The following is a 12492-nucleotide window of genomic DNA, read 5'->3' as shown; positions in this document are numbered from 1 at the left end:
GATGGACGCTTGCCTGACTTGTGGAAATCAACCCAGGCATGAAAGTTAAAGTGTTAGCCGCAAGAACTGGATACCGTTGAACTCCGGATCATACGTCGCGCATCGGTAAAGCCTTTCGCATCCCCTCATCTCCTTGATAGGCTGAGATAAGTGAGGGTATGAAAAGCAAGATGTCCCAAATGTTCGTACAAGGCGAAACCATTGCCGCGATCGCAACTGCTGTTGTCCCGCAACAGGGGAGTGTGGGGATTGTGCGAATGTCGGGGAAACAGGCGATCGCCATTGCTCGTATCCTATTCCACGCATCAGGGCGTCAGCCTTGGGAAACGCACCGAATTCTCTACGGCTACCTGCGCCATCCCCAAACCGAACAGGTGGTGGATGAAGCCTTATTACTAATTATGCAAGCCCCCCGCTCTTACACTCGCGAAGATGTGGTGGAGTTTCATTGTCACGGCGGGATTATGCCCGTACAGCAGGTGTTGCAGTTGTGCTTGGAGCAAGGCGCAAGGTTGGCACAGCCTGGGGAGTTTACCCTACGGGCATTTTTAAATGGACGTTTGGATTTAACACAGGCAGAAAGTATTGCCGATTTGGTGGGTTCTCGTTCACCGGCGGCGGCGCAAGCAGCCCTCGCGGGTTTGCAGGGAAAGCTAGCGGCACCCATTCGCCAATTGCGATCCACTTGCTTGGATATTTTGGCAGAAATTGAAGCCCGTATTGATTTTGAAGACGATTTACCGCCCCTGGATGAAGCTGCCGTTGTGGCTCAAATCGAGCAAGTCTTGACAGAAGTCACCCATATCCTAGAAACCGCCGATCGGGGAGAACTTCTGCGTGCTGGGTTAAAAGTTGCCATTGTCGGGCGTCCGAATGTAGGAAAATCGAGTTTATTGAATGCCTGGAGTCGAAGCGATCGCGCCATTGTCACCGATTTACCCGGTACTACCCGCGATGTGGTGGAGTCGCAGTTGGTGGTTGGGGGAATCCCGGTGCAAGTCTTGGATACGGCGGGAATTCGGGAAACCGCCGATCAAGTCGAGAAAATAGGCGTAGAGCGATCGCACCGTGCAGCTCAAGCGGCTGATTTAGTCTTACTCACAATTGATGCCTCAACCGGCTGGACAGAAGCCGATCAAGAAATTTACGAACAAGTTAAACATCGTCCCGTCATTTTGGTCATTAATAAAATTGACTTAGTAGAAGTAGAAGAAAGGAAAATTATGCAATCCCAAATTCCAGTTGGGATGGAAGCACAGCCAACATTTAATCCAAAATCTAAAATATTTACGGCTGCTTCTCTTAACCAAGGAATTGAAGAATTGGAGACAGCAATTCTTGAAGCAATTCATACAGGCAACCTGAAAGCGGCAAACCTGGATATAGCGATTAACCAACGTCAAGCGGCGGCATTAACTCACGCGAAAACCTCACTGCAACAAGTACAAGAAACCATTGCCCAGCAATTACCCCTTGATTTTTGGACAATTGATTTGCGGGGAGCGATTCAAGCATTAGGAGAAATTACAGGTGAGGACGTTACTGAATCCGTACTTGATCGAATTTTTAGCCGCTTCTGTATTGGGAAATAGCAGTGAAAGTTTATCCTCAACCTGATAATTCTGTGTTCAAGCACACTCTAAACTTCTGGCGGCAAGTCCACACTGTAAAGAGTTTTACCTTCCAAATTGTGTAGCTTAACCGTCATCACTTCAGTATCACCATCAATTTTCACCGTACCGAAGAACTGAAACCCTTCAGTGGGAGGGCGATTTTGCTTTAGGTTTGGCGGTATGCTTTGAAACTTGACTTGAGGGCCGAAGGTATTATCCATCGCACTTGGCCCAAACGTTCCCGCATGGAGTGGGCCAGCGACGAACTCCCAAAAGGGTTTAAAATCAGTAAACTGTGCTTTTCCTGGGTCGTAATAGTGCGCGGCGGCGTAATGAACATCAGCGGTAACCCAGACGACATTGCGAATATTGTTTTGTTGGATAAAGCGCAATAAATCGGCAAATTCGAGTTCGCGTCCCAAAGGTGGACCATCCCCATTAGAAAGGTTCTCAAACTTGCTCTCGCCATCTCGAACCACTAGTCCGATGGGCATATCACTGGCAATCACCTTCCAAGTTGCTTTTGAGTTTTGCAACTTATTTTTTAACCAGCGAACTTGAGCATTTCCCAAGAACTCTGTTTCTGCACTCGCCACTGTCTGACGGTTGGGTGTATTAGGCCCCCGGTAACTACGCATATCGAGCATAAAAATATCCAGGGAAGGGCCATAATTGAACGAACGGTAAATGCGCTCGGAATCGTTGCAATCTAAGCGCATGGGAGTATATTCCAGGAACGCTTGCTTGGCTCGCGCCGCAAGCAGCGATACACTTTTTACCTTGTAACGGTCATCGTCCATTAACATCTGACCGGGAGACCAGTTATTGCGGGTTTCGTGGTCGTCCCACTGCACAAGTTGAGGCACTTGGGCGTTAAAGCGGCGAACATGTTCATCCAGCAGGTTATAGATGAAATTACCGCGAAACTCAGCCAGTGTTTCCGCCACTTTTGACTTCTCTGGGGTGGTGAGGTTTTTCCAGATACTGCCGTCATCCAGCTTCACTTCTGCGGGAATAGGGTTATCCGCATAGATAGTATCGCCGGAGTGGATGAAGAAGTCGGGATTTAACCGCCTGATCGCTTCATAGATTTTCATCCCACCCCACTCCGGGTTAATTCCCCAACCTTGTCCAGCCGTGTCTCCCGACCAAGCAAAGAAGATATCACGCTTTCTTGCAGAGGGTGTGCGGAACGTCCCAATAACGGGGGCGCTATAGATATTCGTATCGGCTAAATCTTGAAACGTGACTCGGTAGTATATCTGTTGACTGGGTGGCAGGTTGGCAAGGTTAATGCGTGCTGTATAGTCGCTGGTTTCCAAAGCGGCTGGCCCAAGAATACGCTTCGGGTTACGGAACGACTCGCGGGTGTCATACTCGACTATCATCTTAGCGGCGCGATCGCATCGACTCCAAATCATCGCACTGCCAGTCGTAATGTCGCCACTCGCAACACCATAAGGTATAGTAGGACGCATCTTATCCGAAGTGATAATTCCTGGTGCCTTGACCTGTGCCAGTCCCGATTTTGAGAAAGCGTCTGCCACAATGAGACTACCGCCAGTTATAACTGAGCGAAGTAGGAAGCGACGACGCGTTATGTACCCCTGATCTTTGCGTTCCATGAGTCCCTTTTGATTTCGAGATGCGTAAACCTTAGCCGTACTGATTAATGAATTAAGTCAAAATTATAGGGGATTGCATGACTGTTGAGCGAGAAAATTGGATGCAATTAGCTTTACAATGGCGAGGATCAGTCGCATCAAAAGTTTTTTTTCGTATCCTTTTGTGTGGAGGATTGGGATTTACCGTCTCCCTATTAGATTATTTTGGAATTTCTTTATCTTGGCAGGGATTTGATACGATTATTACTAATGTTTCCTATAACTTAGTTTTAGGCTTATTATTAGTTTTTCGTACCAATAGTGCGTATGATCGCTTTTGGGAAGGGCGTAAAGCGTGGGGAACGATAACCGCTTCTATCCGGAGTTTAGGGCATTTCATTTGGGTAGCAATTGCTGAATCGGAACCCCAAGATAGAGAAGACAAAGCCTCTATTTTACGCCTCTTAGTAGCTTTTGCGATCGCGACTAAGTTAAAACTGCGACGACAGCCAATCAACAGTGAGTTAGAATCGTTGATTACCCAAGAACAAATTCTCCAACTTCAATCCGTTCAATCAACTTCGCTGCAACTTTCTATTTGGATTGGAAATTACTTACAAAAGCAATATGAACGGAAATTACTCAGCGTTAATCAATTGACTGCCATGAATGGGTTAGTGAACGATATGCTGGGAGGGTTCACGACTTGTGAACGCATTTTATCAACCCCCATTCCCTTAGCCTATGCAATTTATTTGAAGCGATTGCTGCTAATTTATTGTATTTCCCTTCCCTTCCAATTAGTTGATACGCTGCATTGGTGGACTTTCCCAATTGTGATTATCTTGAGCTTTGTACTACTGGGTGTTGAAGAAATAGGGACGGAAATTGAAAACCCATTTGGAGAGGATGCCAATGATTTACCTTTAGAAGAGATTTGTGCAAATATATCGCAGGATATTGAGGATTTAATTCGAGTTAACAGTCAGGAGAAGTTATAAGCTCATAACCCTATCCATCCATTAATTTTTGAAACCTCTCCTCTTCCCGAATGGCATCAAAGTTTGAATCAGTTTTCGCTATTTCTCGATATCTAGAATCAAGTTCAAATGTCCATTGCAGGTTTTTAATTAATAGCTCAACATTGCCTTGTAAGGCGTAACAGCAAGCTTTGCCATACCAACCAATAGGGTTATCGGGCTTTTTTTGAATCACTTGATCGCAGGCAGCGATCGCTTCTTCATGTTGCTGCAATTTAGCGAATACAACACCTCGAACAGACCAAGCTTCAAGCAACTCAGGCTTGAGTTGAATGGCTCGATCACAACAAACAAGTGCTTCTGCATACCGTTGTAATTCTCCTAATGCAGAACCCCGAAATAACCATACTTCAGCAATATCGGGCTTAAGCTGAATCACTCGGTCAAAAGAGGCGACTGATTCTTCGTAGCGTTTTAAATTAAATAAAACTAAGCCCCGATTAAACCAAGCATCAGAAAAGTCAGACTTGAGTTGAATTGCTCGATCAAAAGAAACGAAGGCGTCTTCGTTCCGTTGTAAATTCATCAGCGCGACGCCTCGGTTATACCAGGCTTCAAGCAGGTCAGGTTTACTTTTAATTGCCCGATTGTAAGAATTAATGGCTTCTTCATAGTGCTGCAAATTGAGCATCGCATTGCCTTGAAAGTACCAAGCTTCATTAAATTCTGGTTGGATTTGAATAGCACGCTTAAAGGAAGCTATTGATTCTTGATACCTTTGTAAATCAAATAACATTGCGCCATGCAGAAACCAAACATTAGGGATGTCAGGTTTGAGTTGAATCGCTCGTTCATAAGAAGCCAGCGCCTCTTCATATCTTTGTAAGTTAACTAAAGCATCACCTCGGTTACTCCAAGCTAAATGGTAGTTAGGTTGAATTTGAATAGCTTGATCGTAAGCAGCAATAGCTTCTTCATACCGTTGCAAATTTGCTAGTGCTAGACCTCCATTGTTCCAAGCCTCTGGAAAGTTGGGCTGAATTTGAACGGCTTGGTTATAGGCAGAAATTGCTTCTTCATACCGTTGTGAGTTTAATAGTTCATTACCTTGAAGAAACCAAACTTCAGGATTTTCGCTCTGGACTTGAGCTTGACTATAAGAAGATATCCCAGTACTAGGGTAGGGCTGAAGATTAACAGGTTGAAATCCACCTTGAAATTGAGTTTTAGCGGTAGTAGCGCCAAGGCAACCGTAAATAGCGAATAGGAAATCAGGATCGACTATCGGTATACCAGATAGAAGCTGCGTACCGTAGACAAATGATATAAGGTTTGTATTTCTAGTTACGACTAAAACTACTCTGTCGTTGTAGAAAATGACGGGGGGATGCAGGCAATAGGGATCGTAGGGACTATAAAATCCGTGTGAACCACCGTACAGACCATGTTCGTTTCGCACACTGTACAATCCATGGGGACTACCATATTGACCATGCGGATTGCAAATCGAGTTAGGATCATTTTGATGGCTGGAAACCACTCCTAGGAACTTACCGTCGCTAGTAGATACCAGAGTAGCGCATCCATTGATAGATAAGAGAAATTCCTGAAGATTCATCTGTAACCTATGTGTTTGCTAATTGAGCAGAAGGGAACGAAGCTGAATACATAGTTAATTTAAGTCTCGGTATAGCGAACTCGTGTATTGGGACTTCGAGCAATACCCTCATCCTTAAAGTTCCCAGCAAAACTCAAAATCAAACACAATAGGCGTACAGAAGTATAGCTCTATCGCCGCGATCGGTTGCTCATTCATATATTGTTTTGATGGAGGTTCCCTACAAGGTAAGGGGAGTAAGAATCAAAGCCTCTCTCAGCACAAAAAGATTATCCGCTTCCCTCTCCTTTTAGGAGAGGGTTAGGGAGAGGTGGAGAAATGTCAGAGTGTACCGCATCCAATCGAGAAGGGGTATATTTAGCAATTGCGATCGCCTCGCCCTGCCCTTTGGGGCGATCGCACTCCCCATATAAAATGTAAAGTCTCACTCTTGCGCTCATGGAGCAAAATCGGTGCCTACCAATCTCGAAGCTTATTGGATGCCCTTCACGGCTAACCGCCAATTCAAAGCCAACCCACGCTTACTTGCTGCCGCCAAAGACGTACACTACTTTACTCCCGATGATCGTCCCATCCTCGATGGCACAGCCGGGTTATGGTGTGTGAATGCCGGTCATTGTCGCCCCAAAATAGTCGAAGCCATTCAAAAACAAGTCGCTCACCTCGATTATGCCCCTCCCTTCCAAATGGGACATCCCGGTGCCTTTGAACTGGCGGAACGCTTAGTCAAGATGATGCCAGGAGGCCATTTCGACCACGTATTTTACGGCAATTCCGGTTCAGAAGCGGTCGAGTCAGCCCTAAAAATTGCGATCGCCTATCATCGAGTTCGAGGAGAAGGGGCGCGTCAGCGTTTAATTGGGCGGGAACGAGGCTATCATGGCGTGGGCTTCGGAGGTATTTCCGTCGGTGGCATTGCCCCCAATCGCAAATTCTTCGGCAGCTTAATGCCGGGAGTCGATCATCTGCCCCATACCCATAACCTCGAACACAATGCCTTTACTCGCGGTCAACCGCAGTGGGGGACACACCTAGCCGATGAACTGGAACGCATTGTTACCCTCCACGACGCTTCAACCATTGCAGCCGTGATTGTCGAACCCGTTGCCGGTTCAACGGGAGTGTTGATTCCACCGATGGGCTATTTGGAACGTCTTCGTACTATTTGTGACAAGTACGGCATTCTCCTGATTTTTGATGAAGTGATTACAGGGTTCGGGCGGCTGGGTGCCAGTTTTGCAACCGAGTACTTTGGTGTTGTACCTGATATGGTGACCGTAGCTAAGGGTATTACCAATGGCACAGTGCCCATGGGTGCGGTATTTACCCGCAAAGGAATTTACGACACCTTTATGGACGCAGCGGCAGAAAATGCGATCGAATTGTTCCACGGTTACACCTATTCCGGGCATCCTCTCGCTTGTGCGGCGGCAATGGCAACCCTTGATGTGTATGAAGAAGAAGGATTGTTTGCCAATGCCAATCATCTGGCAAGTTACTGGGAAGAGTGCCTTCATTCCCTCAAAGGTTTACCTCATGTCATTGATTTGCGGAACTTGGGATTGGTGGCGGCAATTGAGTTAGAGTCAATCCCCGGAAAGCCTGGAGTACGCGGGATGGACTGTCTCCAGCGGTGTTTTGATACAGGGTTACTCATCCGCACCACCGGAGATATTATTGCCTTATCTCCGCCTTTGATGATCCAGAAAGAGCATATTGATCAGATGTTTGAGATGCTGGCAGGCGTGTTGAAAGAGTTGCCGTAAAGAAAATGCGATCGCCCTGTTTACCCTCAATGCAGGACTCTCTTCCCTGCTCCCTTCTCTGTACTGCCAATAAAATTGTTGCAACAAAAATACGATTGATTAAAGCACTGAGAACATAAATACTTAAGCATTTTTATGCTGTCTCGGTAACATTAAGGAATGTAAGGGAATACCCCTACATAGCCTCTACAGGTTAATCAACACTTTTGGAGAAAATTATAGTTTTGTTGCAGCACTAATCTAACTTATGATAAATGAGGAGAGACTTTCCGATGCTCAGACATGGCTATGTGGTATAGTGTACAGTCAAAGTACCTCCAAGAAGTTAACCTAGCTTGGAAGCGTAAGAATGATGGACGCGAGCAAGAGGTATCTGAGAAATTAGGATTGTCTCTGCGGCTCGTTATCGATAATCTTTTCCTTAAAGGCGAACCTGTTAATCGCGTAAATTTTATTGAAATTTGTCAGTTCTTGGGGATGAACTGGCAAGAAATCGCAGGCTTAGAGGAGCTAGAAATTCAGATTCGCCCTTCGCCAGCAGAACCCAACGCGGAGGAGGCGATCCTACTCCGTAGACCAACAGGAGGAGTTGATGATGTTGATCAGGCTATTAATGAGCTTGTTGGTACTCTGTGTGAAATGCTGCGTCGGATCACCCGCAAAGCCGGAGATTTAATTAGAGCCGATCGCACCAGTATTTTTTTACTCGATCATCAAACCAAAGTACTGGGCACCATTATTGCTGACGATGGCAATGGGGGATGTCTCCTCATTGATATTCCTGCCAATAGAGGCATCGCTAGTTTAGCGGCTAACTCTTTGCAAGTGATCAACATTCCTTTCGATGTCTATGATGATCCACGTTCTGAAGAGGCGAAGAGAACCGATCAGAGAACAGGATACCGGACTTACACGATGCTAGCTTGGCCTTTATTAAATAAACAAAAAGATTTAGTTGCTGTTGTGCAATTAATCAATAAATTAAAGTCCAGCGATAACCCTGAAGATGATTTATCTAAAAGAATCGATAAAAAAGGTTTTACCCCAGAAGATGAAGAAAAATTTGCTAAATTTGCCCCTTCAATTCTAAAAATCCTGGAAAAATGCCAGTTGTGTTATGAACTAGCTCAAAAACTTAAAAAAGCATCAGGGATCAAGCAGGGGGGTTCTCTCATCCAAAATGCTGCCTTGATTGCGGAACTCAAGCGCCAAGAGCAACAGTTACGTAAAAACCTGAATAAAATTCAGATTCCCCAAAAACCCGATTCTCCCAGAGCAGGAGTCGTCTATTCCTCTCAAACCCACTTGAAAATGCATAGAGAGCAGGAACGTTAGGTCAATTCTCTAAGTTTCTTTTATTGACTTTTGCACCTAAATATGCGTTGGTTACTGCTTACTTTAGAAGAGGAGAATAATCGCCCCAAAGAGGCAGTACCTCAGGCCATTGCCCACCGTTCAGAAATTAGGGATAGAGTAGGAAGCAAAAAATCTCAACAGTTTTTCCAGACAAAATGTGGATTTGTCAAAAATTTTATAGATACCTTGAGAATTTTATCAATTTTGATGTTTTGAGTGAAATTTTTACTAGAAAGTAATTAGAAAGTAATTAGTAGAACTTCTCACTCAAAAATATAACTCATCTAGCTATCACGTAGAGCCAACAGTGGTTTTGTCTCTGCATCATGCCTATGCATATTGCAGAAGGAGGAAAAAATGGTTTCAGGTCAACACAGATGCGCGGTTGGTACATTGGCTAACGGACTTAATGCAAAACAAGTGTTCAACGAACTCAAGCGTGCTGGAGTTCCAATTCCTCATATTTCTATCGTTCCTATAGACTCTAAAGATATAGCTTATAAGGAAGAGCTTGGTGAAGCTGATACCAGCGATTCTGTTGAGGATGACCCTCAAGAAGAAATGGGGGCAATGGCAGCGACGATTGTTGGTAGTCTGCTGGGTGCGATTGGCGGCTGTTTGGCGGGTTTGGGTCTTTTATTAGTACCAGAAGTTGGCTTTCTCGTAGTCGTTGGAACCTGGGGAACACCTTTGCTCACAACGGTAGCGGGTGCTGGAATTGGTGCCGCAAGTGGCGGATTAATTAACGCTGTTGCGGGTATGGATACTGGCAAAAATCGAATTGAAGTTGATTTTGAACACGATTCCAAAGCTGAGTATTTAGTGATGGTAGAGGGGACGGATGAGGAAGTCAATCAAGCTGAGTCTATTCTGGATCGGTTAAATCAAAAATACTTAAAGATCAATTTGCCGTCGTTTTCAGGATATCCTCTGGTAGAGTTATTTAAAATTCCTGAATTCTGGAAGTCTTGGTAGGCTAAAGAATAGTCTTAATTTTTGACCATGAACTTTCTCATCGGGTGTGCAGTTTGGGCTTATAAAGGTTGGGTGGGCGAACTTTATCCCAAAGGAAGTAAAGCCGCAGAATTTTTACCTCTTTATACTCAACGTTTCACCACAGTTGAAGGGAATACCACCTTCTATGCCGTACCTAATCAGGAAACGCTGGTAAGTTGGGTCTCACAAATGCCTCCGGGGTTTGAATTTTGCCCAAAGTTGCCGCGCCAGTTAACTCACAACGGCTTGTTGCAACCTGCAATTCCGGGTGCTTTAAAGTTTTTAGAACAGATGCGAGTTTTGGGTCAGCACCTTGGCCCCATCTTCGCCCAGCTTCCTCCTAGTTACGAACCGGCTGCCTTGGAAGACCTCGCCGCCTTTCTCCAGGCTTGGCCTCGGAATGAAGCCCACTTAGCCGTTGAAGTCCGCCATGCTGACTGGTACAAAGAACCCCACGCCAGTCATCTCAACGCCCTCCTGGAAGAACTGGGAGTTGGACGAGTCGTATTAGACACCCGACCCGTCTATAGTGGTTCAGCGAGTTACAAACAACAATCGGTAGACTCGCGAAAGCCTCAGGTACCTCTGCAAGCTGTGACAACAGCCCCGTTTAGCCTAGTGCGCTTTATTAGCCATCCTGACCAACCGGTGAATCAGCCTTTTATGGAAGAATGGGTGAGTTTGGTTGACCAGTGGTTGCGCTTGGGTAAACGTATTTATTTCTTTATGCATTGCCCACTGGAACAGTATTCTCCTGGAAATGCGCGTCACTTTCATCAGTTACTTGAAAAGGGGGGTGTTCCAGTTCCACCTTTACCCTGGAATACGATTGACCAAGCACCCATTCAACTGAGTCTTTTCTAATCAATCCTCTCCATTACAACCCCATCAACGACTTCATAACCCCAGCGAGAATTTCGGATTGCTAGTTGCTGGGCAGCATCATATTCACCGAGACGACAGAGTTCAGCTAATTGTTGATATCCTTCCTCCTTTTGTTGTTGTAATTTAGCCCCTTGTCGTTTTTCTATTTCCTTCTGTGAAATATTAGGTCGTCCTAAAGCCATTGCATCAATTTTGCCAACTTTTTCCATAAATAACCCCCCTAAAAAGGAAGTACATCGACCACTTGACCATCAACAATTCCATATCCCCATTCTGGATGTTCAGCAATTTGCCTTTTTACCAGAGTTCGACCCATAGGGGTTTTATAAGCCTCCTGTAAAGCCGTAATTGGAGGAGCATTTGAAGGTAATTTTGAAGATTCATCCTCAATAGTTTTATGCTCTAAACTCTGGTCAATTGATGAGTTAGAAGATGAGGATAGGGACAATTGAGGAGTAATTTCAGACAATTTATTCATTACACCTTGTTTCGTAACTGGAGGTTTAGGGGTAAACGAAGGTGGAAGATAGGGTATTGATACTCCTAACTGCTTCGCTTTGATCGCTTCATCAGCTATGCGATCGCATTTTCTCAAAAATCCTTCCCACAAATCTTGACCAAGTACTGGATTTCTCAAATCAGAACGTGCTTTAGATACAGCAACCTCTAACGGTTCTCCCTTTTGTAAGTAATACTGAGTACGCTCCTCTTCAAACGCTGGATAGGGTATTCCAGGTTCAATTTCCCAATCCCGCTGAACTTTTTGGCTTTGTCCTAGCGGCATTCCTGCCACAAATTCATCCCAAAAGGGAGAGACTAGCCCTTTTGTCATACCATCTACAATACGAAAAACCCATCCTCCAGGATTATTAACTCCCTGCTGTTTGAAATGTTCCAATAAAGCGCGTTGAAATTCCTCAAATTGTTCACCAGATTCCCAAGGGCCGCTAAATTGATAATGAGGGGTGACTTTAACAGCAACAGGTTGACGACGCACAGGAAAAAATTTATCCGTTTTAACTATCCGGGATGGACTAGGTGATTCTTCAATGCTTTTTTCATAAGTATGGGATGAAGAAGTATAGTTTTTAGGGCTGTAACTAGGATTTTCTATCGTTTCTTCTTTGGGTACCACTACCTCTACAAAAGCTTCTGTTGTAATCTGTGATGATATAGAATTTAAATTATTTTCTAAAGGAAGTTCGGATAAATTAGGTTTTTGTAAAGGTATCTCCTCTTGGGCAAGAAAAGCCTGATTATTATAACTTTCCTGATAAAAATCATTCAATCGCTGCTCAAGATTGTCAATATCAGGCCAAAACTCCAGCGTATCAGAGTGACCCTTAACCAACCGTTCTTTTAAGAGCGATCGCTCTATCAGTTGACTCCGTGCCCATTCTTGTTCAAGACGACTTAAACCCGTTTCCTTCTCAATTTCATCAAGCGTCATTCTCACCCACTGATCAGGATGGCTCAATTGAGACTGCCAGTGAAATAGCTGACAAAAAAGGATAGAAGCGGTTGCCCCACCCGTGACTTTAGCCAACTTGGGGTAATAAACCGTTGAATTTCCTAGATTTCGCCATAATACTCCAAGTTTCATGCCTAGAGTCTCCTCTCAACCTTTAAGAACCGCCTTGAGCGGCTGCCACACCTATAACTTGTTAGTATAGG

The 12492-nt window shown here is 44.8% G+C and carries 12 protein-coding genes; 7 read left to right on the top strand and 5 right to left on the bottom strand.

The genetic code is table 11. The annotated features are described in order from the left end of the window. Positions 1-170: 170 nt before the first annotated feature. Positions 171-1592, top strand: coding sequence for a tRNA uridine-5-carboxymethylaminomethyl(34) synthesis GTPase MnmE (gene mnmE, locus MIC7113_RS23895; RefSeq protein ID WP_041780195.1), 1422 nt, complete (start codon positions 171-173; stop codon positions 1590-1592). Between the two features lie 47 nt (positions 1593-1639). Here the strand turns inward: mnmE and MIC7113_RS23890 are convergent, their stop codons facing one another. Further along, positions 1640-3238, bottom strand: coding sequence for an alkaline phosphatase D family protein (locus MIC7113_RS23890; protein WP_015184770.1), 1599 nt, complete (start codon positions 3236-3238; stop codon positions 1640-1642). 77 nt (positions 3239-3315) lie between these two features. Here MIC7113_RS23890 and MIC7113_RS23885 point away from each other — a divergent pair, with 77 nt between their 5' ends. Beyond that, positions 3316-4218, top strand: a complete 903-nt coding sequence (locus MIC7113_RS23885) for a bestrophin family protein (RefSeq protein ID WP_015184769.1) — start codon at positions 3316-3318, stop codon at positions 4216-4218. Positions 4219-4228: 10 nt separating this feature from the next. On the opposite strand, the gene MIC7113_RS23880 is transcribed toward MIC7113_RS23885, so the two are convergent. Both MIC7113_RS23880 and MIC7113_RS36820 read right to left on the bottom strand, forming a co-directional pair. After that, entirely contained in the window at positions 4229-5815 is a 1587-nt protein-coding gene (locus MIC7113_RS23880) for a tetratricopeptide repeat protein (RefSeq protein ID WP_015184768.1), read from the bottom strand. A gap of 269 nt (positions 5816-6084) precedes the next feature. After that, positions 6085-6255, bottom strand: coding sequence for a hypothetical protein (locus MIC7113_RS36820; protein ID WP_155898086.1), 171 nt, complete (start codon positions 6253-6255; stop codon positions 6085-6087). Positions 6256-6294: 39 nt separating this feature from the next. On the opposite strand from MIC7113_RS36820, the gene MIC7113_RS23875 reads away from it, so the two are divergent. From MIC7113_RS23875 to MIC7113_RS23855, 5 genes are all read left to right on the top strand, one after another. Next, entirely contained in the window at positions 6295-7581 is a 1287-nt protein-coding gene (locus tag MIC7113_RS23875) for an aspartate aminotransferase family protein (RefSeq protein WP_041781213.1), read from the top strand. A 288-nt stretch (positions 7582-7869) separates the two neighbouring features. Further along, positions 7870-8916, top strand: a complete 1047-nt coding sequence (locus tag MIC7113_RS23870; RefSeq protein ID WP_226883517.1) for a GAF domain-containing protein — start codon at positions 7870-7872, stop codon at positions 8914-8916. A 42-nt stretch (positions 8917-8958) separates the two neighbouring features. Further along, positions 8959-9153: a hypothetical protein gene (locus MIC7113_RS23865; protein ID WP_015184765.1), complete on the top strand. Its 195-nt coding sequence runs from the start codon at positions 8959-8961 to the stop codon at positions 9151-9153. Between the two features lie 141 nt (positions 9154-9294). Further along, on the top strand, positions 9295-9912 hold the full coding sequence (locus tag MIC7113_RS23860; protein ID WP_015184764.1) for a hypothetical protein: 618 nt from the start codon (positions 9295-9297) through the stop codon (positions 9910-9912). Between the two features lie 27 nt (positions 9913-9939). Further along, positions 9940-10797, top strand: coding sequence for a DUF72 domain-containing protein (locus MIC7113_RS23855; protein WP_015184763.1), 858 nt, complete (start codon positions 9940-9942; stop codon positions 10795-10797). Here the strand turns inward: MIC7113_RS23855 and MIC7113_RS23850 are convergent. Both MIC7113_RS23850 and MIC7113_RS23845 read right to left on the bottom strand, forming a co-directional pair. Beyond that, on the bottom strand, positions 10794-11027 hold the full coding sequence (locus tag MIC7113_RS23850) for a hypothetical protein (protein ID WP_015184762.1): 234 nt from the start codon (positions 11025-11027) through the stop codon (positions 10794-10796). The genes MIC7113_RS23855 and MIC7113_RS23850 overlap by 4 nt on opposite strands. Before the next feature lie 11 nt (positions 11028-11038). Further along, entirely contained in the window at positions 11039-12421 is a 1383-nt protein-coding gene (locus tag MIC7113_RS23845) for a hypothetical protein (RefSeq protein WP_015184761.1), read from the bottom strand. Positions 12422-12492: the final 71 nt, after the last annotated feature.

It is taken from the genome of Allocoleopsis franciscana PCC 7113 (assembly GCF_000317515.1).
GTDB classification, from domain to species: Bacteria; Cyanobacteriota; Cyanobacteriia; order Cyanobacteriales; family Coleofasciculaceae; genus Allocoleopsis; species Allocoleopsis franciscana.
Note: the sequence above shows the minus strand (reverse complement) of the source record. Positions and strands in the feature narration are given on the sequence as shown.

Bases quoted from the DNA above. Each gene is read 5' to 3' on its own strand.
- mnmE (WP_041780195.1), top strand. From the start codon at position 171: ATGTCCCAAATGTTCGTACAAGGCGAAACCATTGCCGCGATCGCAACT.
- MIC7113_RS23885 (WP_015184769.1), top strand. From the start codon at position 3,316: ATGACTGTTGAGCGAGAAAATTGGATGCAATTAGCTTTACAATGGCGA.
- MIC7113_RS23845 (WP_015184761.1), bottom strand. From the start codon at position 12,421: ATGAAACTTGGAGTATTATGGCGAAATCTAGGAAATTCAACGGTTTAT.
- MIC7113_RS23870 (WP_226883517.1), top strand. From the start codon at position 7,870: ATGTGGTATAGTGTACAGTCAAAGTACCTCCAAGAAGTTAACCTAGCT.
- MIC7113_RS23850 (WP_015184762.1), bottom strand. From the start codon at position 11,027: ATGGAAAAAGTTGGCAAAATTGATGCAATGGCTTTAGGACGACCTAAT.
- MIC7113_RS23875 (WP_041781213.1), top strand. From the start codon at position 6,295: ATGCCCTTCACGGCTAACCGCCAATTCAAAGCCAACCCACGCTTACTT.
- MIC7113_RS23890 (WP_015184770.1), bottom strand. From the start codon at position 3,238: ATGGAACGCAAAGATCAGGGGTACATAACGCGTCGTCGCTTCCTACTT.
- MIC7113_RS23855 (WP_015184763.1), top strand. From the start codon at position 9,940: ATGAACTTTCTCATCGGGTGTGCAGTTTGGGCTTATAAAGGTTGGGTG.
- MIC7113_RS36820 (WP_155898086.1), bottom strand. From the start codon at position 6,255: ATGAGCGCAAGAGTGAGACTTTACATTTTATATGGGGAGTGCGATCGC.
- MIC7113_RS23865 (WP_015184765.1), top strand. From the start codon at position 8,959: ATGCGTTGGTTACTGCTTACTTTAGAAGAGGAGAATAATCGCCCCAAA.
- MIC7113_RS23860 (WP_015184764.1), top strand. From the start codon at position 9,295: ATGGTTTCAGGTCAACACAGATGCGCGGTTGGTACATTGGCTAACGGA.
- MIC7113_RS23880 (WP_015184768.1), bottom strand. From the start codon at position 5,815: ATGAATCTTCAGGAATTTCTCTTATCTATCAATGGATGCGCTACTCTG.